Origin of the sequence: Tolypothrix sp. PCC 7601, assembly GCF_025677855.1 — a bacterium.
GTDB classification, from domain to species: domain Bacteria; phylum Cyanobacteriota; class Cyanobacteriia; order Cyanobacteriales; family Nostocaceae; genus Aulosira; species Aulosira diplosiphon.
Map to the genome: position 1 here is coordinate 6,894,957 of NZ_CP064879.1, position 23,861 is coordinate 6,918,817.

The window sequence follows — 23,861 nt, forward strand, 5'->3', positions numbered from 1 at the left end:
ATCCGACTTAGTGTGAATCCATCTGTCGCAATCATTTTTCAAATTGGTATTACCTTTGTGCCTCTGCGGTTTTCTTTGTGTTTTGTGTCAAATCTTGCAACGCCGCAGAAATTTCCACATTGACTGAGAGAGGCTGATTTAAGCGCCTTGTTTGTTCTGGTAAACTAGCAACCGATGCAGCAGTACGGTGGCGAATTGTTGCTAAAGATTCTGGTGATTGCATTTTTTTCCCTTGCTTCATCACCAGTTGCAACAAAGGTTCTGCATCGAGAGGAGTTTCTGTAGCTAATCCCAATCTATCTACCTGCAACATTCCGCCAACAAACGAGCGAAATATTTGCTTGCGTCCGGGATAAGTAGCTTTGTCACGAGATTCCTTCATCACAGGGATGCCATCAATTTCTACAAGTTTGTAAACACCATTGACAGGCGCACCCGTAACTAATTTTGTCCCTAGCCCATAACCATCTATTTGAGCACCAGCAGCTTTAAGCCTGGCAATTTCCCATTCATCCAAATCGCCACTAGCAAAAATTGGTACAGTCGGCAGAAGCGATCGCACTTTTTGGGACAAGCTAACTAAATCTCCAGAGTCTAGCCTGACTCCACTCAATTGCATTTCTTGGGAATTTACTTTTGGTGCTAAATGTTGGGCAGCTGCGATCGTATCGTAAGTATCAATCAACAATGGCGCACCCGGAAAATAGCGATGAAAGGCTGTAAAAGCTTGTTCTTCACTGCCTGCCATTGCTGATAATGCCATAACCAAGGCGTGAGCCATAGTACCACTTGGTTGTTGATTGAGTTGTAGCGCGGCTAACACATTAGAAGTCGAATCTAATCCCCCTGCTAACGCCGCCCGCGCCGCCCACAATGAACCTTGGGGGCTAAATGCCCTTCTAGTACCAAATTCTAAAAGTGTGGCTTGCTCTCCTGCTACATCCCTAATTCTGGCTGCTCTAGTAGCAATTAAAGTTTGATAATTAAGAGTATTTAAAAGGTAGGTTTCTACTAATTGCGCTTGCCAAAGTGGTGCTTCCACCCGTAACAAAGGCTGATTAGCAAACACTGCAGTACCTTCTGGTACTGCCCACACATCGCCAGTAAAACTCCCCTCAGCTAACAATGACCAAAAGCGATCGCTGGCGTGGGCAAAAATTCCTGTCGCCTGCAAAGCTTGTATTTGCGAAGGACTAAAACGCAACTTTTCTAAATATTCCAAAGCTTGCGCCAATCCCATTGCAATTAAATAGCCAAAGCCTTCAGGTAGCTTTCTGGCAAACAACTCAAAGCTTGCTGGTTTTTGTTCTACACCTTCACCTATGTAACAAGCTGCCATTGTTAGCTGATAAAGGTCAGTCAACAGGCTGTAATCCTCAGCAGCAAAATTGAGTTCCTGATTGAACCAATTTTGCCATCTTTCTTGATTTGCATTGATCTCCAAGTCTGGGAGCGTTGTCATGCCAGAGCGTCCTTACAAGAATGCTTGTGATATTTATGGTAACTTTTACCATAAATATTGTCAACCTCTACCGAGTTCATGCTTGGGAATGCTAGATTTCCTAGAAAAATAATACTAATTCATGCTTTTATTTAATATTTTTTAATAGTTATAGTTAGTAATAATCGCCTTGGTTGCGAAATTTATAATGAAATGTAACAATAGATTGTCTTTAGGAAATACCTGCATCTTTACCGGGTAAGGGTTTGAAAAATAGCAGGTTTACAATTAGAATTAAACATAGAAGTTGAACTTGCAAATAGGCTAAAGTATTGCAAAGCTATCTGAAAAACTATTGCAGAGATTATTGATATATTGAGAATTTAAGCAAGGTCAGAATATCAGAATTAAAGTATAGACATAACCAATCTAAAGTGAGCCGTAAACAGAGGTCTAATATTATGTCTATCTCGAGAATTATCGCTAATATCACTCAATATATTTCTGAAGCCGCAATGCGGATTTTTGCTCCTAGTGATGATGCTTATCCTGTTATTGGCGTACAACCATTTACAGGTGATCCTTACAAGAAAGGTATGGCGGACAATTGGTAAATGATGATTGTGAGATTCAAACAGATAAAGGCGTGAGGTTTTCCCCACGCCTTTTTGTTCGTTTAAGGGGCAATATGCTTGGGTTAAGCTCATTAGTGATTGATTTGTCACTTATTAAACAAGCCAGATCAATTGGGGGATTCTCCCCCAAACCCCCGATTGGGTGACGGTTGCGTCCCCCAAACCCCCTCCAAAATTATTCTTCTGTTTTTTGTTGAGTAACTAGTACAAGTCGGCGTAAATAGCGCAAAGTTGGCGGTGTCGGTTTCCGTCCCGCCAAACTTTGTAAGAGAAACAGACCATCTGTAATTGCTAAAAGGCTTGTGGTATAACTATTCTTTCTTTTGACTTTTGACTTTTGCCTTGTTGTACTAGTTTTTTGGTTTTGTTAACAATTAATTTTCTTAACTGAATTGTATTTGGTTAAGGGGGCAGGGAAAAAAGGGAAAAGGATTGAATTCATCCTTACCCCTTTTCCCATTACCCTTTTCCTAAAGCATAAGGGAAATGCAAAATACTTATCCGAAGCATATTGAGAGTTTTTCTAAGGAAATGCCAAAAAATAGATTATTAACAAGTAGGGAACACCCAAAAGTTTTTAGGTGTTCCCTACAAATTGAGATTTTTTAAATTCTCAGGTTCCTGAGTAATTAGGAATTATTTAATTTAGGTAGTGCAGCTTGATAATTAAGACTAAATTCATGTCGATAATTAGATTCATAGCAACGTTTAAGGTTTAGTAGATTTTTCTAAAATCTCTTTTTGTTGTACCCAATCTTTACCTACTTGAATACTAATATCGGAACCGAGATTCCCAGTACTTTCCACTCTCACTTCACCAAATCCCAAAAGTTGACGAACTAATTCTGCACTATTGCCATCTCCTTGTTGAGCGACAATGTGAGTGGTATCTAGTGGTTCACCCCAAGCTTTAGCAATATAAACATTGCGATATCCAGCTTTTTCTAAGGATTTGATTAAAGGACGTAAGCTAGAGCGATCGCCACCTGTGCTATCTTGAATTGCTATGCGTAACGCAGCAGGTTCAACATTATTTTCCTCTTGGGCCTGTGTTGATTCCACACCATAGTGTTTGGTCATCAATTTAGCAATGGCATTTTTGTTAGGCAACCAATAGCTAGCATCATACTCATTCTTTTCGCTAAATCGACCAGGCACCATTAACATTTGCATATTGGAGCGATTGGTTCGCACGCCAAAGCCAACTAGTGCCACTAACTCTTCAACTGTCAAGTTAGTATCAATGTATTCTTTAACTACATCCAAAACTTTCGGCATTTGAGCCACAGTTGCAGGATTGAGTGACTGATCCATCAAAGCACGCAGCACCATTTGTTGCCGTTGAATTCGCCCAATATCACCCAATTCATCATGACGATAACGGAGTAATTGTAGTGCTTGATCGCCATTAAGATGCTGTTTACCAGCCTTCAAATTGATGTATAGATGTTGAGAATCATCTTGATATTTCATATCCTTGGGAACGTAGACTGTAACTCCACCCAAGGCATCAATTAGCTTTGCTACTCCCAAAACATTAATGCGGACATAGCGATCGATTGCTACTCCATTTAAGAGATTACTAACTGTTTTCGCAGTTAAAGCCGGCCCACCTTCAAGATTGGCATGATTAATTTTTTTCACGCCATGTCCTTCTATTTCTGTACGAGTATCTCTGGGAATAGAAAGCATGACCATTTTCTTTGTCTCTGGATCAAATTTGATCAACAGCATGACATCAGCAAGACCATCAAAGGAGTTCACCTGTGGAAGGTAGCCGAGATTTTTAGCATCAGCTGGAGGATTCTCAATATCAGGTGGAAGTACGCTCATCCCCATCAGTAAAATGTTCACAGGACGAGTTAATTGTGAAAATCTCAAACCACTTCCAGAAATGCGATCGCCATCAAATACTGCTTCTTCTTGGGGGCTAAGTTGGGCCTGCTGCAAAGGTGTACTTGTTAAAGAAACAGCTAACAGCGCCCCAGCTGTTGCTGAAACCATTGCAATACCACTCATACCTACCCAAAACCATAACCAACGTCCAGATTTTGAGTTTGGTATACTTCTTTTGCTAGCCTTAGAGTCATTTGCTGATTGGTTTTCTTCCGCCGAAGTTCTTTGAATGGTCACGGACTTCCTCACACTTACTGATCAAATTCGGTACATTTGCAAACTAATAAATATGCAGACAAATCAAATCATAATAGCTAATTCTTAATTATCAGTGCTTAGTTTTTAAATGTTGTGTCAACCACAACACTTATAGCAGTCTTTTGCTTTTTGAAGGAAAAATTAAATATTGTGTTATTGCAGTATGACAACAATAAACCAGTTTGACCAGATCTCTGAAGAGATAATCTTTAAATTAGCAAAAAAATTCAGTAATAATACTGACTTAAGTATTTCTTAGAATATTAAGACATATACTTTCCTAAAACTCGCTCTGCTAAACGGCTAAACCCTGGCAAACGGTGAGACTTCCCCTGAATGATGCGAAAAATTAACCAGACATTTACCAAAAAATAACCAGAAGTTAGAAAGCTATTGAGAATTAATAGACGCAGGGCGAAAAAATCTGAAGTTGCAGCCCCTGTTGCTAATAAAATGTAGGTAAAAAACCAGGTAAATGCCAAAGTAATAGACAGACGGCTAGTAGACAGTTGTTCCCGGTTTCCTTGACGACGATATAGTGTCCATATAGCCGGAAAAAAGCCAATAACTGGAATTAAATACACAACTAGCTGTAATTTAGGAGAGGCATCAGTAATCGGGGATTGGTCATTGGTCATTTGTTATTTGTCCTTTGGTAGTTGTCGTGGGTTGGAGAGACGCGATTAATCGCGTCTGTACTCAAAAGTAATTTACCCATTACCCAGTCCCTAGTCCCTAGTCCCCAGTCCTTGTGAAGGAAAAATTTTCCATTTGGGTGAGTCTAATCCTAAACTAGGAGGATGAAAGACAGTGATGTAGTTAGAGATAATAGGCTGTAAAGCAGAATTTTATTTAGTTCTATCCTGTAATCGGCTAAAGATGCAGACACGCAAGCTACTCGACTGGTGGGAAACACTAACACCCTTAGCGCGCACCGGAGCGATCGCACTATTCATTCCGTTGCTAGTACTCAATGGTTGGGCAATTTCGGCAATTTTCAATTACTTTCACTCGTTAATTGTGATTTTAGTTGGAGCCTCAGTGCTAGCTTTTCTGCTGAACTACCCTGTTAGCTGGATGGAGCATCATGGTGCTAGGCGAGAGCCGATTGCTATTTTAGTATTTCTTTTGGCTTTATCAATTTTATTGGCGTTGGGTGTTACCCTGTTTCCCCTAGCTCTTACCCAGGCTCAACAACTCGTGGCTCGTTTACCAGAGTTGATTGACTCAGGACGCTCCCAGTTAATGATGTTAAATGAGAAAGCAGAGGTTTTTGGCTTGCCAATTAACCTGGATGCTCTAGTCGTGCAAATAAACGATCGCGTCAAGGGACAATTGCAAGCGATCGCTGGACAAGTTCTCAATTTGGCTGTAGTCACATTCACTAGTCTGTTGGACTTTGTCTTGACGATGATTTTGACTTTTTATCTTTTACAGCATGGGGGGGAACTCTGGGAAAGTTTGGTGGAATGGTTACCTACAAAAGTTCGTGAGCCTTTTTCGCAAACAGTACGCCTGAGCTTTCAAAATTTCTTTATCACCCAGCTAATTTTATCTACCTGTATGGCATCGGCACTCATCCCCACGTTTTTGTGGTTAAAAGTGCCGTTTGGGTTATTATTTGGCTTAACAATTGGGATTATGGCCCTCGTTCCCTTTGGCGGTTCTGTAGGTATCGCCTTGACTACCTTATTAGTATCGCTACAAGATTTTTGGATGGGAGCCAGAGTTTTAATTGCGGCGGTAATTGTGCAGCAAATTCTCGAAAACTTAATTGCTCCTCGAATTTTAGGCAGCTTTACGGGTTTAAACCCCGCCTTGGTAGTAATTTCAGTATTAACAGGGGCGAGAATTGGAGGTCTTCTGGGTGTAATTGTCGCAGTACCAACTGCTGTGGTGATTAAAACTGCTTTAAGCGTGATTCGTCCCACATCATTAAGCAGCGATACTGATGAATATACAAATTCCAGCGAGAAAGCTGCACCCACAACCGAAGAACCCCCAAAACCTGAAGCGAAAAACCCCTTGAGCATCACAGAAGCTACTTCACCGTAGGAAGTTAATTATCTATCGAGCAATAAGTTATTCTTTGTTGTGTCAGCAGAGGAAGCAGAGGCGGAAGACTGCGATCGACTTCTTCACTTTCAAAATAGAATCATCTAATTGATAGAAGTCCCTAAAAGTAGAATAATTTGTAGTCAGCGCAAAACTTACTCGAAAATTCAGTACTCCAGTCCTGAATACGAATTATTCAAAATTCGTAATTTTGAAATTTGTAGACACACCGCGCCTGCCCGCAGTGTTTATGAATCAATTACTGTGGCTCCATGATGGAACCCATAAACAAGACGCTTCCTGTTTGATTATCACGAATAGCACAGAAGAAAGGACGGTCAACAATCATTTTGAATGGTTCTGTAGGTGTAGCAGCAGATGTGAGCGTAATTGTGGCGGAAGTAGCTGCAGCTGCTTCTGTACCTTCTTCATTCACTTCCACAAAAGTTTTATGCTTCACTTGGCTAATGGCAAGGTTTTTACCGATACCAGCAAAATTAGCTTGGTTGCTAAAAGCCTCCCCCATACCTAAAGCTTTGAGTGCATCGTTGAGTGTCACGTCGTAGTCTGTTTTAAATTTAGGTAACCGAATTGACCCCTCGCGTCTTCTAAATTGAGCCATCCAGTTATCCCAGTTTTCTGCATTCAAGCTTTGATAGAAGGTTTTCAGGTTGGAGTTTTGTTTAGGTAAAAAGATATAAAGACTAACTTTCCCATCTTTACCATAAGGCAAGCTTACAGCCTGAAATTGGTCATTCTCTTGGTATCTATAATCCCCATCTTGCGACATCATCGGGTGTTGTTTCTGCTGACCTGATGCTAGGTAAAAAGGTAATGTAGCAGTTTGACTTTTATCAAATTCATTGCTCCATTTGCCTTTAAAATATATGGCATTAATCAAAAAAAGTACTTGGTCTGGTTGAATTTGATCGACTATTTTGCTAATTTTACCTTGTGTATTATCCTTAACCCAGTTATTGATGATATTGGGTGCTTCAGCATCTTGAAAATTTAAACTCGTCACCTGGGCATTATAGAAATCCTTGTTTCTCTTGAGGAAGTCTGACTTAAAGCTGGTGTTTTGATTTGCCCACAGGGAGTTAGCAATAGTCAGTTGCACATTAGCATCAGGATTCTCTAATAGCTTCTTTAATGCTGCGTAAGAAGAATTGATTTCTGATAGATTCATCCCCTGTAATTCCAGGGTTCTCGCCATAGCTTTTTGCGTAGAACCACTGGCTCCGTTGTATGTCATCGCCAAAGCGATCGCCACACTTGAGGGGGAAACAAAAACGTTCTTTTCACTACTTTCTTTTTTCAATAATTCAGAAAATAGTTTAAAGCCGAATTTGTTGTTAGCATTAACTAGTTTTGTATTTGGGTTGACAGTTTTTTTTTGCAAAGGAGACTCGGAATTTGGCAAACGAGATTGTGCCATAGCACTCGTATCACTATTGATTTGAGAACAGCCGAGAACACCGAACAGCACAACGCTAGCAGCCGCCAGCACGTAACGTCTTCCTAATCGAACACCGTAACGTCTTTGGAGGAAATTGTCTTTCACACCACTAAATTTCTGCCGATTCATTCTGCTACCTCGTTCGCCATTAATTTTTAGCTGTCTTTTAAAGTTGACGCTAAATGATGTGTCAAGTGTTAACTATGGCATTTACAAGAGCAGAAAACTGGGTCTGTTACAGTTTTGGTAACAGCAAATAATTTGCAGGAAAGCTGTCAAACTTCTACAACCTAGTAATTGCTAATTGAGACGGCTACACAGGCCCATGATTCTCAAATATTTCCTGCTTTTTGGATAAACGTATTTTAGACTACAAAACCACCCAATTTTCTCTGTTTCTTGGGTTGGTGGTCATCAATAAATCTTATAGTTGGCTGTTGAATTTTCTGCAAAGCTTCTATGGTGTAATTGAGACTTTGCATATTAGCAATCTGTGATACATTATAGCTGAAAACAAGTACAAATACTCTACTAATTGCGTTGAGTTGTTGAGATCAATCTGTTTGTAGAATTGACAAAAATACTCACTCATTTGCCAATTCATCGTATATCATATATATGATTTTAGGGGATGTAGGTTAATACCCATCATTAAGAACAACCAAAGGTGAAAATAATACCAATTTGAAAAAAGAATGCGACAGATTGTGGGGGTATGACACGCCGCAGTGGTGTCAACTTAAGCTAAAAGCGATATAGGGTGGGCGTTGTACAAATATCTCGCGCCCTCATCCCCTAACCCCTTCTCCCGCAGGAGAAGGGGAACTAAATCTCTGACTCCCTTCTCCCTGTGGGAGAGGGGCTGGGGGTGAGGGCGAAACCTTGCACAAGAGCGGGTTTCGCGTTAAGTTGACACCAATGGGCACGCTGTGCGCTCTAGAATATTATTGATATGTCGCAAACATTATTTGATTTGGTATCACTGATTAAAGAAGCCAGAAGAATTGGGGGATTCTCCCCCAAACCCCCTCCAAAATGATTGTTCGGTTTTTTTGTTGATTAATACTAATTTCAAAAAAGAATGCGACAGATTGTAGGGGTATGGCACGCCGTGCCCTCTAGAATATATTGATGTGTTGCAAACATTATTTGATTTGGTATAAGAAGCAAAATTTGGCTTCCAGGTACAGATAATTTTAGAGGCACAATATATTGTGCCTCTACTCATATAGTTGATTGTCTTGAGGATTTGTAATTGTTAATTGCCAGATGGTGGCTGATTGGGAATTGTGACTGCTCCAGTGGCACTGGCGGGTACAGTCCACCAAGCTAAACCGTAAGATTGAGTAGGCTCGTTGACTTGTTGGCGCATTTGGACGCGGATTTTATAATTGCCATTCGTGGGAATCGGGCAGAAAATATGTTCTACACTATCAACTTGGCTAACAGATGAGCAAACAGTAGCCGCATCTTGATTTTGACCATCAGCTTTGACAAGATAGAGGTCAAGATTATTCAAACCGCGATCGCGGAAACTATCTCCCACATCATAAAGGTCATTTTTATTGCGATCGTTGAGTTCTACCAATCTGTCCCAAGTCAAGGTAATCGCTACAAAACTTCCTTGCTTTAATGGTTTTGCTAGGGCATATTCTACAGGTGCAACTGCATCTACTGTGTGGTAATCCCAACCAATTGCAGGTACAGGAGTTGAAGGTTGCCATTGACCTGGGCTAAATTGCTGATAAGCGCGAAATGCATTCAAATGACCAGCTCCCATTTGGGAATCTAAGGGAAGTTTCGGGTCTTGATAAGCATCCGAAGCTAGCCAATCTTTATTTTGTTTATCAATGATTGTGCGCGTCATTCCCAAGCGCAAACCGTCACCGCTATCTTGAATTTTGTCGGCGGAATTCATTAAGACAGCTTTCATCACCTGATGACGGCGAGAATCAATGCTCCAATTGAGTTGTTCTTTTCGCAACTGGCGATCGCCAAATTCTTGCAATAAAGCAACGGTAGCCGTGAGGTGAGGCGCTGCAAAGCTTGTCCCTGTAACCTTATTTAGTTTGCCATCGGGATTGAGCAGCGCAATATTACTACCAGGTGCAACTATGCTAATAGCACGCCGTTCACCGATATTAAATTCCTTACCTGCTAGCCTAGCAGTTGCTCCTTGGGTAGCACCAGCCAGATTAGAAACATCAACTTTATTAAAAATCCCTCCCCGTCGGGATGAAAAAGCCACGTTCATGGCATTAAAATTATCTGTAGGAATAGGAATACCGCCTTTACCCTGGTTGCCTGCGATCGCATACACAACATCATGAACGCGACTAGACCAGTCAATACATAGCGTCAGTAAAGCATTGCCATCTAAAATAGCCTCGGGACGTGGATCGCGATTGAGCGGTTCGCCAAAACTAAAATTAATTGCACGAACATCACCACCATTTTGTAAGGCAATATGTTGTGCTGATAAACATTCTTCTGGTTGACCCATGTTTTTAGTTGAGCCAACAGCCGAAGAATAAAGTTTTGCTTCTGGCGCAACTCCCGGCCAAGCTTTATCTTTACTGACCATGACACCAGCAACATTATAAGCATGGGGGTCAACACCACTATTAGATTGAGCAGGGCCATTGCGTAAAAAAACTGCAGCTAGAGATATAGCACGATTTTTAGACACGGCTTTATCCCAACCAAACATTCCCGGTCGTCCGATTTCCACCTGACCAATAGCGATTTTACGCCCGCTTAAATTATATGGAGCTTGGTGTAACCTCAAAGCATCAATACCATTAGTGCCAAAAGAAGTTTCATAAACCGCAGCTACTACAGGCAAACTTAAACAAGAAGCACTTAATCCCCAAAATATCCAAGTTAGTTTCTTAGTCATTTGTCATTTGTCATTTGTCATTTGTCATTTGTCATTTGTCATTTGTCATTTGTCATTGGGTAATTGGAGTTGGGTGTTTTGTGTTGGTAATTTACCTTCATCTTCTACATCCCCCAATACTACTCGGTTAAGCGTTTTGAACTCAAAATTGGTTTTGGGGAAAAGGTTAAGGGTTAAAGGTTTTTTCTTTCATTTTTCCCAGTCCCCAGTCCCCAGTCCCCAATCTTTAATCCCCATTGCCCCTTATCCCCAGAGGGGGCCCCGAGTTCCCCAATCCCTAGCCCGGGATTAAATTTATGAGCGATCGCTAAATATTTTGTTACAATGCTGACAGACGAGGATGCTTGAAAACCCACTAGCCATGACCCAAAACCGATCTCAAAAGCCCATTGTTATTTCTCCATCTATCTTATCAGCCGATTTTAGCCGTCTTGGTGACGAAGTCCGAGCTGTAGATGCTGCTGGAGCTGATTGGATTCATGTTGATGTAATGGACGGTCGTTTTGTACCTAATATTACGATAGGCCCTCTGGTTGTGGAGGCGATTCGTCCGGTAACCACAAAGCCATTGGATGTCCATTTGATGATTGTGGAACCAGAAAAATATGTGGAAGGCTTTGCTAAAGCTGGCGCTGATATTATTTCAGTCCATGCTGAACACAATGCTTCACCACACCTACACCGTACTCTTGGACAAATCAAAGAACTCGGTAAACAAGCTGGAGTTGTACTCAATCCTTCCACACCTTTAGAACTCATTGAGTATGTACTAGACCTTTGTGATTTAGTACTAATTATGAGCGTCAACCCTGGTTTTGGCGGTCAAAGCTTTATCCCAACAGTAGTACCCAAAATCCGCAAGCTGCGTCAAATGTGTGACGAACGCGGACTAGATCCTTGGATTGAAGTTGATGGTGGACTGAAAGCCAATAATACTTGGCAAGTTTTAGAAGCAGGCGCTAATGCGATCGTTGCAGGTTCAGCTGTATTTAATGCTCCAGATTATGCAGAAGCAATTACAGCAATTCGTAATAGCAAACGCCCCACACCAGAATTAGCTAAAGTTTAATTTCTGAGAATTTAACTATAATTAAAAAAATATAGGGTGGGCAATGCCCACCCTATTTTATAGCTTAAGGCGCTGAAAATTTTTAGTTTTAACTACCTGCTAATTCTTGCCCATTGGGTTGCTTTCCAAAAGCTAAAAAATAAAGTCGCAGAAACTAAAGCCCCAAGATTCCATTTCACAGAATTTTTGATTAAGGTGAGTTTTTGGGAAGATTCTGTAGCTTGTGCTTGAGTCTTAATTTGTGATTTGACCCTAGATACTTCTGATAAGATTTGAGTTTTTACTTCTTGAGGGCTTTTACCATCTAAGGAACGCCCTTGTTCTCTTAAAATATTACCTATTTGTTCTGGAGTGGCTTGATTTAATCGTTGTTCTACTTGTTCTGCTTGAGATATTTGTTGTTTAGATGCACTGCTAATTTGAGCTGTACTCTGCTTACTCAAACGCACAGTATTACCAACTCCCAAAGGAATCATTAACAAAAATACTACTGCTAATAATAAAGTTAACCAAGATATTAGCTTTAAACTCAGAAATTCCCATTTGTTGCGAGAATGCATCTCTCCATAAAATACTAGTGCTAACCCAATTAAAGGAACGGGTACTCTTTCAACCAGCGATCCAAAAGTTTGAAATTCCCACGCAGGATTCATAAAATTGGGTGGGACAAACATCTCAACCACATCGAATAATGCTAATATCAGCAGTCCATAGCCAAGCATACGTAAAATTTTCGTTGAGCCTGTTTGGCTAAAAGCAAACTCCTGTAGTTCTTGTACTAATCCGGGGAGGAATTTATCACTACTTGATTTCGTCATGTTCCTAGCACAATAAAAAGAAAGATTTGAAAAAAGGAAATTCCCAGGTTGGCGATCAAGGTGTTGCCCTGATTATTTCAAATAACATCAGACGATTTCTAAAACATTCTAGTTATAGAAATTAGCAAATATATTTCTTTTGCATAAAACCTTAATCTATTGCTCACCCTTATTGTCTCCTTATAAGGGGAAATTTGACCGTCTGCATATCATTTTCAAAAGATGCAACGGTATAAGATTCACCCTGAGATTGTTCTGATTTTGGCTTTTCTATAGTTGTAGTCAGCAAAACTTTCACTAAAACTAACAGTACTCCACCCAAGGTGAGAGCCAAAATTATAATTCGCAGTTGTTTCCACAGATCCATTACCTTGAAAACTCCGCAACATCCTAAATTTGCTAATTTCTACTGTAGACGCACGAAAAGGTAAAATGACCCCAAAACCAACACCGCGATCGCCACTACGGGAAAATGTATAAAAGCTAATGGTAGTTATATCCCTGGTAAAGCCCCGATCAACCCTATTCGATAACAAAACATGAGGTGACTCATATCGGTTTCGTTATGACTGTAATTGGATTTTTACGTAATTATCCTGAAAAAGCCGTAATTATCATTACGTGTAAACTATTTATAATCAAGAATTTTATTTGATTTTTATCAAATCTTCATGTTAATAATATTTTCTAAATTTAGTCTATTTTATACCAAAACTCTTACTCTATTTGGATTAGCAAAAAAAGACCTTCTGATTTCTTATAAAGTTTGTGTAAATCTATGCTGTTCAGCAAGATAATTGGTATGATTTTATACAATTAATTATATCAATCTAGATTGCTTTGGATTGTATATAGTGTATGGGATTGAATTTCAAGTATTGAAGTGTCATTTTTAAAACTATCATCAACACACAGTAGATAATTATTCATGCAAAATTATTTATGTCATTGCGTTGGTGATCGCAATGACAAATGTATATTTAATTTTGCAAAATTACTTACTTTATTGATACGCAACTATATATGAGTTGCAATATTTAGCTTAGGCCTGAGTCTTAGCCTTTTTTTGCTGCTTTTGTTTGCAACGTAAAGTCACGCCGATACTAGCTGCTGTCAATGTCCCCAATATAGTTAAAGGTTCAGGAACAGATTCAGACTCATTATAGGTCAAGTTATCAAGCACAAAATGCGTACCTGAACCGTTATAACCTGCATTAACACCACCGAAAGAAGTGAATCTTAGATTATCAATGCCAAGGAAGTTGAAATTAAACAATGTAGGAGAAGTAGACCCTACATTTACAGTTCGTGAATACTTTGTAGATCCTTGGAATAAACCCTCTACCCGAATATTTAGTCCATTGTTCCAAGCGCCTGTAAGATAAGCACTATTGAAATTAAATTGGCCAGAATTAATACTTATAGAAGCGGGATCTCCACCTGAATTAAATGCGACGTTTGGATTGGAAACTGTTCCATTTCTATAGGCTGATGGGTCGAAATAATTAGTACTATTTAAATATGCAAAATTATTCCAGTTAAATCCCTTATATCCATTTTGTATCCAGTCTACATTCCCAGGCAGATCATCAAAATCTATGACTCCAGCTTGCGCTTTGCCTATGCTCAGTATTCCTGCGATCGCAGTAGTTAGGACTGCTAAGGTACTAACCTGCATTAAATTCTTTTTGATTGCTAATCTGGTCATCAAGCTAACTCCCATTAACAGATAAAGGTTGATGGTAGATGAACCCTTAAGTACAATTAGCTACCATTGACTCCAAGTTTGCTGTCAACGATGAGTAGTCCATTAGCTGATAAACACAACTACCGTTGAAGATAGCGTCATTGTTGAATTTCGATTTTGTCTGCTTTTTTCGTCAAAATCAGCAAACTGACTTTTTTATTATTGTATAAATTTTAAATTACTTAGAAGTAATTACTTATGTTTACCAAAACTTTAAAATACGTTTTTATACTTTACTTAATCTTAATACGAACCAAAGCTATACAGGTAAAGTATTTTCATATTTAACGTTGAGTATTTTATCTGTCAGTATATAAATTCTTGGTGAATTTACTTTAGGTAATGAATAAAATAGTTCTATATGCAAGTACAATGTGTCTCTTAAAAACCTAAATTCGCTAATTAGCGTCTCAGAGGCATACAAGCAGAACTATTTACACAGCGTTCTTGTAGGGTAGTGGTGATAGAGTTTTGGATTGTGAAATATTGATGAACTAAGCTTTTGAGCAAACCATCTGTCGCAATCATTTAAAAAATTGCTAGTAATACCAGAAAATCAGCCCAGAATGAGCAAAAAAGGTGGGTTTTCCCACCTAGTTCTGACTATATACGATAATTCAATCGAGAATGAAGTACTTATTTATGTCTACCTAGCCACTTGGCTGCGGCAATACCGATAATGCCTGCAACCACAGGATTACTGAGAAACTTAATAATTCCCGGTTGCTCTGCTAATACCTCACGGAAAATATCTGGGTGATTGTGATAGACAAAGGATGCAAGCTTACTAACATCATCAGCGCTCATGCGGCTGGCATGATGAGTAGAAAGGCCCAGTTGTTGTTCTAGATGGCGTTCATCTAGTCCTCGTTCCTTGAGATGCTTGAAAAAGGCTCTTGCTACATCATCCCTTTCATTGGGTTTAATTTGGGCGATCGCCTGTTGTAATTCCGGCTCCATTTGGCTAGCGGGAATTTTGTCTGGATGTAAAGACCGACCAAATAATTGACGACGCTGATCTGTGGTGGTGCGTTGAGCAAAATCGTCAAAGTTTTCGTACTCAGTCGTTGAATCGGTTTTGACATCATCTAAAGATTCGACATTTCCCTTTGCCAAATCTTTCATAATTTCACGCCTGTACTGTTCGCTGCTAGTCACTTTGGTTTTCTCCTTTTTCCGGTCTATTATTTAATCCCCTAAAATTCCGAAAAATTTTAGCTATTTGCAGGGATTAAGCTTGCTTTTGGCTTTTATTGCCAATTCATGCTAAATTGCGGTCTGTTGTGGTAGCTGGAAATGAATGAGATTGCTTCCCTTCACTGCGTTCCGGTCGCAATGACAGATACGACATTTGATTGCAACTGGGTATCAACTATTAGGTGTACTGAATTTGGCTAGTTTGAGTGTCGTACTTAGCGGTTACGATCAGTTTTTTATCGGGAGCATAAATCAAAACTGTTAAGTCTTGATTGGGGAAATTCTTGCGAAAGCCTTGGACTAAAGATTTTGCTAAAGGTCGCACTTCATTAGGACGCACATCTGGTGAAATAACAACCCCTAGTTTGTTGTTATCGCGTACATAGGCATCTTTAATTAATCCCTGAGATGTTTGCACAACCCAGTTACCAAAACTTTGTCCTGAAGGACTATTGCCGCGCTCTAATTGTGAGTAAGCTACATCTCGACCTATGGCAGGGGCGCTGGTTGGACGGTCAAGTTGAGCAACGTTACTACCACCACAGGCAGTAGTAATTGTTAGAACCAAAATCAAGATGCCAGTCATCAAGATTTTGCGACTCTGCTGGAGCAGAATCATGTGTTTACCTCCTAAGAAATATTGCAGATTACTTATGATTCAGCAGCTTCTCAAGCTGAATTGATAATTCCTATCAGCCTATCTTTAGAAATATTCTCAATATTAAAATGCTCAAGAGTTCGCTCAAGACAGGCTATAATACCCCTACTATTTCCATTGATAGAGATAGTAGAGGTATTAAGAGATTTATAACTATCCTAGATTTTTGCAAAAGTTATATCAATTTATCTTCTACTCCCTATAACTAATGCAAAAATAATTAGTTCTAGTCAAGCTTTTTCTTGACGTTGTCTTTTACATCTTCGATGCCATGACGAACTTCACTCTCAGCTTGTTTAGCTTTGCCTTCAGCCTTATCTTCTGGGTCTCCAGTAACGTTGCCTAAAGCTTCTTGGGCTTTACCTTCAATATTTTTACCTGCAGCTTTTGCACGATCCTCTATACTCATTTTGTACTCCTTAATTTAATAGAGATTTGTTGCAAATTTCGGTTGCAACTCTCAACTTTTTTGTTGACTTTTACACGGTAGCTTAATCTTTTATCCCTAGCCTTCCACCACAGGATATATTAACTCCCTATGCTGAAAGAGAGATAATATAATCTAAAAATTAGATTGAATTGTGTAGAATTAGCCTATGTATAGCAATCCTATTTCAGTTGTGAAAAATATCGTTTTTGGCTGTTGACGGTTAACTGTTAACTGTCAACAGTTAACAGTTGACAACCCTTCAGATCAGATTTCACAAATCATTTAGGATTGCTATAATAAGTCTACATTTAAAATAAATAAACCCGGTTTCTGACAAAAACCGGGTTTATAAAATTATGAAAATGATTGTTATATCTAATCTAGAAAACCCATCAGATTTTCGGAATTGTCAATCTCATTTGATGCTATCGGACGGTTACCGAATGTTGAGTAACTCTCAGAAATTACCAATGAACTTGAGCTAACTGGGCGAATACCAGAGAGATTAATACTTTCAACAACTTGGAATGTATTAGCACCAATTGGACGAATACCCATTGCGTTATAGGTTTCAACAACTTCTAAGGTACTGGTACTAATGGGACGCACTCCAGCAATGGAGAGTTTTTCAGCAACTTCTAAATCACTGGCACCTATGGGACGAATTCCAGATATTGCGAGTGTTCCTGGAGTTTCGTTTTGCACTGGCTTCTCTGTACCTTGTTCGACTTTATCTGTATTCAAGCTATTACCCTGATTATTTTCTACTTCCACTGTACTTTCTCCTTTTAGCTTGGCACGCTTTTGTCGAGGACTGACTGCTTTGCCAGTGCTACTAATTGTCATATCTGAACTCCTCCGGTTTGTTAAGTGGTTTTTACAATAATTAAACTGACATGAATTTTTTTGTATATATGAGAGTTTAACCTTAAAAAACCAGAGATAGGTATAATTATCTTCAAAAAGTACACATAAGTAAATGCTATAAGTAAAAATTTATAAATAAAGATTGCCATATATTCGGTTACCTAATCTGGTTCCACGAGTGCATAGTCTGATCGTTACTATGGGAGAGGGTATTTCTGGCACAACTGTATGACAGAATTTAGTCTGCAAGCTCCCTTTAGTCCGACAGGCGATCAACCACAAGCGATCGCACAACTAGCAGCTAGTATTAAAGCTGGGAATCGTTACCAAACCTTACTGGGTGCTACGGGAACCGGTAAGACATATTCAGTAGCAGCAGTAATTGAAAAAGTTGGTAGGCCTACCTTGGTGCTGGCGCATAACAAAACGTTAGCAGCACAGCTTTGTAACGAATTGCGGGAATTCTTTCCCAATAACGCCGTTGAATATTTCGTGAGTTACTACGATTATTATCAGCCGGAAGCGTACATTCCCATTACCGATACTTATATTGAGAAAACAGCTTCGATTAATGATGAAATAGATATGTTGCGGCATTCAGCCACGCGATCGCTTTTTGAACGTCGTGATGTGATTGTGGTTGCTTCCATTAGCTGCATCTACGGTTTGGGAATGCCAGCCGAGTATTTCAAAGCTGCTATCCCCCTACAAATCGGGATGGAAGTCAACCAACGCCAGATTTTGCGAGACTTAGCATCTGTGCAGTATAGCCGCAACGATTTAGAAATGGGTCGCGGAAAATTTCGCGTCCGGGGAGATGTTTTAGAAATTGGCCCAGCCTACGAAGACCGGATTATTCGGGTAGAATTTTTTGGCGATGAAATTGATGCAATTCGCTATATTGACCCTGTGACAGGTGAAATTATTAATAGCTTACAAGCAGTCAATATCTACCCAGCACGTCACTTTGTCACCCCAGAAGAACGTTTAGGAGTAGCTTGTGATGATATTGCGGCTGAACTGAAACAACGCAAAGCCGAATTAGAGGAAGCAGGGAAATTATTAGAAGCACAACGCATAGATCAGCGCACTCGCTATGACTTAGAAATGTTGCGTGAAGTTGGTTACTGTAACGGCGTAGAAAACTATTCGCGTCACCTTGCGGGTAGACAAGCAGGGGAACCACCAGAATGTTTAATTGATTATTTTCCTAAAGATTGGCTGTTAGTTATTGATGAATCTCATGTGACAGTACCGCAAATTCGCGGGATGTATAACGGCGACCAAGCGAGGAAGAAAGTATTAATTGAACATGGATTTCGCCTTCCCAGCGCTGCTGATAATCGTCCATTAAAAGCAGAAGAATTTTGGCAAAAGGTAAATCAGTGCATTTTCGTTTCTGCTACCCCAGGAAATTGGGAATTAGAAATTTCTGATAGCAATATAGTTGAGCAAGTAATTCGACCAACTGGTGTTATTGATCCAGAAATTTTCGTGCGTCCTACGGAAGGTCAAATTGATGATTTATTAGGAGAAATTAAAGACAGAGTTGACCGCCACGAAAGAGTTTTAGTAACTACTTTAACTAAGCGGATGGCGGAAGATTTAACAGAATATTTGGAAGACAACGGCATTCGTGTCCGCTATTTGCATTCAGAAATTAATTCTATTGAACGGATTGAAATTTTACAAGATTTGCGTTCCGGTAAGTTTGATGTCTTAGTGGGAGTCAACTTATTGCGGGAAGGTTTGGATTTACCAGAAGTTTCCCTTGTGGCAATCATGGATGCAGATAAAGAAGGTTTCTTACGCGCCGAACGTTCTTTAATTCAAACAATTGGTAGAGCTGCACGTCATATTAAGGGACAGGCCATCATGTATGCTGATAATCTTACAGATAGCATGATTAAAGCCATTGAAGAAACAGACAGAAGACGGGGAATTCAAACGGCTTATAACAAAATGCATGGCATTACACCTCAGCCAATTGTGAAAAAATCAAGTAACGCGATTTTGTCTTTTTTAGATGTTTCGCGACGGTTAAATGCTACAGATCTAAAAGTAGTAGATGAACATATCGATGAATTACCGCTAGAAGAGATTCCCGACTTGATTGCTAAACTCGAAGCGCAGATGAAAGAAGCCGCAAAAAAACTAGAATTTGAGGAGGCTGCAAACTTGCGCGATCGCATTAAGCACCTGCGGGATAAAATGCTGGGACATTAGTATAAAGTCAGGATAGCGATTAAGAGCAAGCTCTTTTTTCGCTATCCTAGATAACCTTTGCCTATCGGGTATGATTTTAAGACCATTGTCGCAGGGTTTTATGTACCTGAGCTAAATACCACATATAATCATCAATTTTATAATCATCAGCAGCTTTAACTATATATTCCTGAGCTAATTCCAAATTATTCTCAGCTTCGTAATATAATCCTAAATAAAGATGGCTGTAAAAATTGCCTTTTACACCATCAGATTGACCAACATTTAAAACATCATTAGTTGTACAATTCCCTGCATATAAATCGTATACACTCCGCATAATTCGCCGGGGGTCATTTCTGACAGTTAATAGCGAATTACGTGCTTTCTCTACACTATCAATACGAGCTATGCATAGATATCGCCATACTGTTTCTTCTACATCTTGAGCATTAACTGTCAAGTCAATCTCAAATTGTTCAGCACCTTCAGCAAATTTTTCAGCATAGTAATAAGATAATCCACGTTGCCATAAATATGGTTTAAGGCGTGGATCTATTCTTTCTGCGGTATCAAAATCTTGAATGGATTCATCAATTTTAGCAAGCTGAAAGTTAACCATTCCACGTCTAATATAAGCATTAGGATTTTGTGGCTGATTACGAATAATATCGTTCCAACGCTGAAGCTGATTTTCTAAAGAGTTAGCAAAAAACATGATTTTGAACAGCAAATTTTTCTTTCTGTTTATGAACGAATAATACCATTTTTGAGTTAGATTAAAAATTTCCTGATTAACTACCCCCTCGGTTTCTCGTTATGGTAAACCTACAAGTGTAAACATTCCCCAATCTTGAGGATTAGGATATTTTTTCATTGTTACTAACATTGCTTGATGTAAAGCAACAGCTTTATCAGGATTTTTAGTTAAATTACTATGAAATTCCGTCATTAATGTCGTAGTTGATTCATCAGAAATCTTGCCATACGAAGCGATTACACTGTTAGCACCCGCTACCAAGAATGCACGAGACAATCCAATTACACCATCACCTGTGATTTTTCCTAAAGCAGAATCACAACTACTCAAAATAACTAATTCAGCTTTTAGCTTCAGCTTGCTAACCTCAGCCGCAGTTAACCAACCATCATCTTGACTAGAAGGTGCAAAGGCTAGTAAGCCAGGATTTTCTATTGAGTTACCCAAAAATCCTGATGTTGCTAAATGAATAATCCTGGCGTTGGACATTCGCTTGACAACTGTTGTTTCAGTTGCAGCATCACCTATCAACGCTTGAGTATTATAGATACTGGCAATATTTTTTGCTTCTTTTTCTGCGCCTGGTAGTGGAGATAGCTTACTAAATGACTCCCCAGGATTTAGAGGTTTAGTTGGCATCGTAGGATTACCAACTATCAACACATCTTGAGTAGATTTTGTATTAGAATTGTGCCTTTTTGCTAGTAAATCTAAAGCTTGTATTGATGGTGCAGTAGAAATTATGTATTTCTCAATCAAATATTGATTGTTCTCATCTTGTAAAGTTGCAAAAGGTACAAGAAATAATTTATCTTGAGGAATAAAAATTACTCTTGCTTCTGGTTTAGTGGGTAAAATATCAGATATTGGTTGAATAAGTAATTCATGTAGTTGTTTTCTAGCTAATGAAGAACTATTTTGGGTAGTGTCTGATATTTTTATTATGCCTTTATGTCCCTCAATTCCCTGACTATGACTTTGTTGAAGGTGATTAATCACATCTGCCAGAGTAGTCTTATTTTTTGATTGCCAAGCCTTTAAATCAACTTGTCTTAGAGAGATTTCACCTGTAGGTTGAATTACCCAAATTACCAAATCAGAAGTCTGAGTTTGTCGTTTACCCGCAACATTTACATTTTGGTATAGTAGGGAATATTGTACAAGTGTTGCATTTTGATTTTTAGCAACTTGCTTAATTGTCTCAGTGGTTGGCGCGTTAACATTTCTTGTTGGAAAACTCTGTGCTAATAAATCTACTAAAGCTAGATTGCGACTCTGTTTTAAAATTTCTAATGCTGATGTAGGTTGATTTTGCCTAAGAAGTGATTTAATTTTTTGTTGATAGCTTAGTGCTTGCTGTGCTAATAGTGTTTTATCTAATGCTATGGTTGAATTTGAAGGTAATGTTAAACAACTGAGAAAACTGAGGAATACCGGAGCTAATCTTAGTTTTACTAAAGAATATGCCATTTTCGACTTTTTCATATTCACCTGATGCCTGATATTTTTTTCGTTTCCACTAACTATATAGTTCTCAGCCTAGTAAAGCTTATGCAGTTTTGGTAAGTAAAGAGGGATATCCAAAAATTACCGACGTAATGTCTTCTTTTCTTCTATTGATTTTTTGGTTTACTTACAGGAGATGTAGTGCGATCGCTAATCTCTGGATTTATGCTTCCTACTTCAATAACCCTTAATAAAAAATCTGTAATATCTTGTTTAGGGTAATACTAATAAGTAGATGAAATATTTAAAATTCGTAATATTCTGAATTATTGTTTATATTATTGGAGATTGAGATGATGTTATTAATCCTACCTATTTATTAAAAATAAAATTATTTTTTCTTCAATATAGTAATAATTGTAGATATTTAATTAATAGTAGTAGCTTAACATACTAAAACTCCTTGATATAGTGCGTTAATCTTGCTTTACGCATTGCGAAAAATAGAAATTTACAAGGTAAGCTTGTGTCTGATATCGCCCTACATAAATATCTTCCTCTTCTTCCCGACGCTGCACTCCAAGAATTTACAGAATGGTGTGTATTAGAACAGTCAAAAGCAGCAGGATGTGATTTTAAGCCTGATACTACTAAGTTAAATAACCTAGCACCAGCAGATTATATACCGAAACTTGTCGATCAGTTTATGAAAGTGAAACCTGACCCCATTAAAGCAGGTTTAGTAGCTGCGATCGCAGGTAAAGAAGCAGACGCACACGCTTTATCTGGTATGGCAATTATCGCTGATTTTGTATCAATATATGTCAAATATTTAATTCCTAAAGATGGTACAAAACCAGAAGAGGCAGACGCACTTTTAATCAAAGCTGGACAAGAACAGTGTGAGAAGCTGGTTGAAATTGCCAAAAAATATGGAGTAGCGTTTTAGTTTCTAATTAACTTACTTTAGATACAATAAATAGTAGGGACACAATTGATTGTGCCCCTAAAAACTATCTTCATATTAAATATAGTAAATATTAAGTAAATAGCTATTGCATTTTGTGCATTTTCACCTTATAGGAAACCCATCAAAATACAGGCTGATTCTCAAAACACGCTCAACAAATGCTAACTATTATTGGTTGTGGTAATCTCAATCGCAGTGATGATGCTGTAGGCGTAATTGTCGCTCAACGCCTACAGCAATTTCTCACTAAAAATCCTCATCCCAACGTCCGAGTTTATGACTGTGGAACCGGAGGGATGGAAGTGATGTTTCAAGCTAGAGGAAGCAAACAATTAATTATTATTGATGCAAGTTCCACAGGTTCTGAACCAGGCGCAGTATTTAAAGTCCCTGGGAAAGAACTCGAAGCTTTACCAGAACCTAGTTACAACTTGCATGATTTTCGTTGGGATAATGCTTTAGCTGCTGGACGGAAAATTTTTCAAAATGACTTTCCTCAAGAGGTAACAGTCTACCTCATTGAAGCAGCAAATCTTGATTTAGGCCTGGAATTAAGCCCTGCTATCGAGCATTCTGCTAATCTGGTGTTTGAGGAAGTAGCCACAATCATCAGACAGAATTTTCAGGTTTAGTTAACAATCCAGATTGCCAAATCCAACATCTAAAACCTAGAATAAGATTAGATATCGTCTCCGTAAATCGACAATTCATCTACCCTCATTTCAAAGGGTATGCCTTGGCTCTCTGGAGGGCAAACACGAATTTTAGCACTGCTAACAATCTTATAAAGTAATTTACCCATTGGCACGATTTTTTGTAGAATCCGCCAGTTAGTAACCTCATCGGGACATTCAATTACCAACACCATTACACTAGCATCGGTGGTAACATACCAACGACAAGTAGATAAGAGGTTTTGGATAAAGCGATCGCAGGCTTCATAGAAGTACCTGCTAATAGAATACTCTAGTTGCTGACGCAGGATAATATCTGCTGAAGTCAGCTGCATTGGGTGTGAATCATCTTCTTGGGAGTAAATTTCTTTAGCCAT

The 23,861-nt window shown here is 39.0% G+C and carries 22 protein-coding genes; 6 read left to right on the forward strand and 16 right to left on the reverse strand.

Features of this window, described 5'->3' with window-relative positions; genetic code table 11:
• Positions 1 to 49 precede the first annotated feature (49 nt).
• Positions 50 to 1,462 (reverse strand): nicotinate phosphoribosyltransferase, encoded by a 1,413-nt coding sequence (locus HG267_RS27795; RefSeq protein ID WP_081584184.1) that lies wholly within the window; start codon positions 1,460 to 1,462, stop codon positions 50 to 52.
• Between the two features lie 440 nt (positions 1,463 to 1,902).
• Here HG267_RS27795 and HG267_RS27800 point away from each other — a divergent pair, with 440 nt between their 5' ends.
• A complete protein-coding gene (locus HG267_RS27800) occupies positions 1,903 to 2,055 on the forward strand; it encodes a hypothetical protein (protein WP_167719612.1) in 153 nt (50 codons plus the stop codon).
• Positions 2,056 to 2,784: 729 nt separating this feature from the next.
• Here HG267_RS27800 and HG267_RS27805 read toward each other — a convergent pair.
• Entirely contained in the window at positions 2,785 to 4,209 is a 1,425-nt protein-coding gene (locus HG267_RS27805; protein WP_045874826.1) for an LCP family protein, read from the reverse strand.
• A 284-nt stretch (positions 4,210 to 4,493) separates the two neighbouring features.
• Positions 4,494 to 4,868 (reverse strand): hypothetical protein, encoded by a 375-nt coding sequence (locus HG267_RS27810; protein ID WP_045874825.1) that lies wholly within the window; start codon positions 4,866 to 4,868, stop codon positions 4,494 to 4,496.
• A 241-nt stretch (positions 4,869 to 5,109) separates the two neighbouring features.
• Here HG267_RS27810 and HG267_RS27815 point away from each other — a divergent pair, with 241 nt between their 5' ends.
• Entirely contained in the window at positions 5,110 to 6,285 is a 1,176-nt protein-coding gene (locus tag HG267_RS27815; protein WP_045874824.1) for an AI-2E family transporter, read from the forward strand.
• A gap of 259 nt (positions 6,286 to 6,544) precedes the next feature.
• Here HG267_RS27815 and HG267_RS27820 read toward each other — a convergent pair whose 3' ends face one another.
• Together HG267_RS27820 and HG267_RS27825 are read right to left on the reverse strand one after the other, a co-directional pair.
• Positions 6,545 to 7,873, reverse strand: a complete 1,329-nt coding sequence (locus HG267_RS27820) for a serpin family protein (protein ID WP_045874823.1) — start codon at positions 7,871 to 7,873, stop codon at positions 6,545 to 6,547.
• 1,129 nt (positions 7,874 to 9,002) lie between these two features.
• A complete protein-coding gene (locus HG267_RS27825) occupies positions 9,003 to 10,643 on the reverse strand; it encodes a S8 family serine peptidase (RefSeq protein ID WP_045868637.1) in 1,641 nt (546 codons plus the stop codon).
• A 361-nt stretch (positions 10,644 to 11,004) separates the two neighbouring features.
• On the opposite strand from HG267_RS27825, the gene rpe reads away from it, so the two are divergent.
• Positions 11,005 to 11,712, forward strand: coding sequence for a ribulose-phosphate 3-epimerase (gene rpe, locus HG267_RS27830; RefSeq protein ID WP_045868968.1), 708 nt, complete (start codon positions 11,005 to 11,007; stop codon positions 11,710 to 11,712).
• A gap of 92 nt (positions 11,713 to 11,804) precedes the next feature.
• Here the strand turns inward: rpe and HG267_RS27835 are convergent, their stop codons facing one another.
• The 8 genes from HG267_RS27835 to HG267_RS27870 all read right to left on the reverse strand — a co-directional run bounded on the left by HG267_RS27835 (position 11,805) and on the right by HG267_RS27870 (position 17,408).
• Positions 11,805 to 12,530, reverse strand: coding sequence for an HpsJ family protein (locus HG267_RS27835; RefSeq protein ID WP_045868639.1), 726 nt, complete (start codon positions 12,528 to 12,530; stop codon positions 11,805 to 11,807).
• Between the two features lie 239 nt (positions 12,531 to 12,769).
• Positions 12,770 to 13,066, reverse strand: a complete 297-nt coding sequence (locus HG267_RS27840; protein WP_155539037.1) for a hypothetical protein — start codon at positions 13,064 to 13,066, stop codon at positions 12,770 to 12,772.
• A gap of 506 nt (positions 13,067 to 13,572) precedes the next feature.
• A complete protein-coding gene (locus HG267_RS27845; RefSeq protein WP_228045328.1) occupies positions 13,573 to 14,238 on the reverse strand; it encodes a PEP-CTERM sorting domain-containing protein in 666 nt (221 codons plus the stop codon).
• A 441-nt stretch (positions 14,239 to 14,679) separates the two neighbouring features.
• The gene (locus HG267_RS27850) at positions 14,680 to 14,805 is read right to left on the reverse strand and encodes a hypothetical protein (protein ID WP_255325161.1); all 126 of its coding nucleotides are present in this window, start codon (positions 14,803 to 14,805) and stop codon (positions 14,680 to 14,682) included.
• Positions 14,806 to 14,913: 108 nt separating this feature from the next.
• Positions 14,914 to 15,435 (reverse strand): hypothetical protein, encoded by a 522-nt coding sequence (locus HG267_RS27855; RefSeq protein WP_045868642.1) that lies wholly within the window; start codon positions 15,433 to 15,435, stop codon positions 14,914 to 14,916.
• Positions 15,436 to 15,652: 217 nt separating this feature from the next.
• Positions 15,653 to 16,093, reverse strand: a complete 441-nt coding sequence (locus tag HG267_RS27860; RefSeq protein ID WP_045868643.1) for a hypothetical protein — start codon at positions 16,091 to 16,093, stop codon at positions 15,653 to 15,655.
• Between the two features lie 265 nt (positions 16,094 to 16,358).
• A complete protein-coding gene (locus HG267_RS27865) occupies positions 16,359 to 16,541 on the reverse strand; it encodes a CsbD family protein (RefSeq protein WP_045868644.1) in 183 nt (60 codons plus the stop codon).
• Positions 16,542 to 16,937: 396 nt separating this feature from the next.
• A complete protein-coding gene (locus HG267_RS27870) occupies positions 16,938 to 17,408 on the reverse strand; it encodes a hypothetical protein (RefSeq protein ID WP_045868645.1) in 471 nt (156 codons plus the stop codon).
• Between the two features lie 249 nt (positions 17,409 to 17,657).
• Here HG267_RS27870 and uvrB point away from each other — a divergent pair, with 249 nt between their 5' ends.
• Positions 17,658 to 19,655, forward strand: a complete 1,998-nt coding sequence (gene uvrB / locus HG267_RS27875) for an excinuclease ABC subunit UvrB (protein ID WP_045868646.1) — start codon at positions 17,658 to 17,660, stop codon at positions 19,653 to 19,655.
• A 76-nt stretch (positions 19,656 to 19,731) separates the two neighbouring features.
• On the opposite strand, the gene HG267_RS27880 is transcribed toward uvrB, so the two are convergent.
• Both HG267_RS27880 and HG267_RS27885 read right to left on the reverse strand, forming a co-directional pair.
• Positions 19,732 to 20,352 (reverse strand): tetratricopeptide repeat protein, encoded by a 621-nt coding sequence (locus HG267_RS27880; RefSeq protein ID WP_045868647.1) that lies wholly within the window; start codon positions 20,350 to 20,352, stop codon positions 19,732 to 19,734.
• Positions 20,353 to 20,451: 99 nt separating this feature from the next.
• Positions 20,452 to 21,864 carry a CHAT domain-containing protein gene (locus tag HG267_RS27885; protein WP_263419983.1) on the reverse strand — a complete coding sequence of 471 codons (1,413 nt, stop codon included), beginning with the start codon at positions 21,862 to 21,864 and terminating at the stop codon, positions 20,452 to 20,454.
• A gap of 502 nt (positions 21,865 to 22,366) precedes the next feature.
• On the opposite strand from HG267_RS27885, the gene HG267_RS27890 reads away from it, so the two are divergent.
• Both HG267_RS27890 and HG267_RS27895 read left to right on the forward strand, forming a co-directional pair.
• Positions 22,367 to 22,789, forward strand: a complete 423-nt coding sequence (locus tag HG267_RS27890; protein WP_045868649.1) for a hypothetical protein — start codon at positions 22,367 to 22,369, stop codon at positions 22,787 to 22,789.
• 179 nt (positions 22,790 to 22,968) lie between these two features.
• Positions 22,969 to 23,442, forward strand: coding sequence for a hydrogenase maturation protease (locus HG267_RS27895; protein WP_045868650.1), 474 nt, complete (start codon positions 22,969 to 22,971; stop codon positions 23,440 to 23,442).
• 47 nt (positions 23,443 to 23,489) lie between these two features.
• On the opposite strand, the gene HG267_RS27900 is transcribed toward HG267_RS27895, so the two are convergent.
• Positions 23,490 to 23,861: a hypothetical protein gene (locus HG267_RS27900; RefSeq protein WP_045868651.1), complete on the reverse strand. Its 372-nt coding sequence runs from the start codon at positions 23,859 to 23,861 to the stop codon at positions 23,490 to 23,492.

Coding starts and splice junctions, on each gene's coding strand:
- HG267_RS27895 (WP_045868650.1), top strand. CDS start 22,969: ATGCTAACTATTATTGGTTGTGGTAATCTCAATCGCAGTGATGATGCT.
- HG267_RS27880 (WP_045868647.1), bottom strand. CDS start 20,352: ATGTTTTTTGCTAACTCTTTAGAAAATCAGCTTCAGCGTTGGAACGAT.
- HG267_RS27820 (WP_045874823.1), bottom strand. CDS start 7,873: ATGAATCGGCAGAAATTTAGTGGTGTGAAAGACAATTTCCTCCAAAGA.
- HG267_RS27825 (WP_045868637.1), bottom strand. CDS start 10,643: ATGACTAAGAAACTAACTTGGATATTTTGGGGATTAAGTGCTTCTTGT.
- HG267_RS27845 (WP_228045328.1), bottom strand. CDS start 14,238: ATGACCAGATTAGCAATCAAAAAGAATTTAATGCAGGTTAGTACCTTA.
- HG267_RS27865 (WP_045868644.1), bottom strand. CDS start 16,541: ATGAGTATAGAGGATCGTGCAAAAGCTGCAGGTAAAAATATTGAAGGT.
- HG267_RS27860 (WP_045868643.1), bottom strand. CDS start 16,093: ATGATTCTGCTCCAGCAGAGTCGCAAAATCTTGATGACTGGCATCTTG.
- HG267_RS27810 (WP_045874825.1), bottom strand. CDS start 4,868: ATGACCAATGACCAATCCCCGATTACTGATGCCTCTCCTAAATTACAG.
- HG267_RS27815 (WP_045874824.1), top strand. CDS start 5,110: ATGCAGACACGCAAGCTACTCGACTGGTGGGAAACACTAACACCCTTA.
- uvrB (WP_045868646.1), top strand. CDS start 17,658: ATGACAGAATTTAGTCTGCAAGCTCCCTTTAGTCCGACAGGCGATCAA.
- HG267_RS27795 (WP_081584184.1), bottom strand. CDS start 1,462: ATGACAACGCTCCCAGACTTGGAGATCAATGCAAATCAAGAAAGATGG.
- HG267_RS27885 (WP_263419983.1), bottom strand. CDS start 21,864: ATGGCATATTCTTTAGTAAAACTAAGATTAGCTCCGGTATTCCTCAGT.
- HG267_RS27850 (WP_255325161.1), bottom strand. CDS start 14,805: ATGATTGCGACAGATGGTTTGCTCAAAAGCTTAGTTCATCAATATTTC.
- rpe (WP_045868968.1), top strand. CDS start 11,005: ATGACCCAAAACCGATCTCAAAAGCCCATTGTTATTTCTCCATCTATC.
- HG267_RS27870 (WP_045868645.1), bottom strand. CDS start 17,408: ATGACAATTAGTAGCACTGGCAAAGCAGTCAGTCCTCGACAAAAGCGT.
- HG267_RS27835 (WP_045868639.1), bottom strand. CDS start 12,530: ATGACGAAATCAAGTAGTGATAAATTCCTCCCCGGATTAGTACAAGAA.
- HG267_RS27900 (WP_045868651.1), bottom strand. CDS start 23,861: ATGGCTAAAGAAATTTACTCCCAAGAAGATGATTCACACCCAATGCAG.
- HG267_RS27800 (WP_167719612.1), top strand. CDS start 1,903: ATGTCTATCTCGAGAATTATCGCTAATATCACTCAATATATTTCTGAA.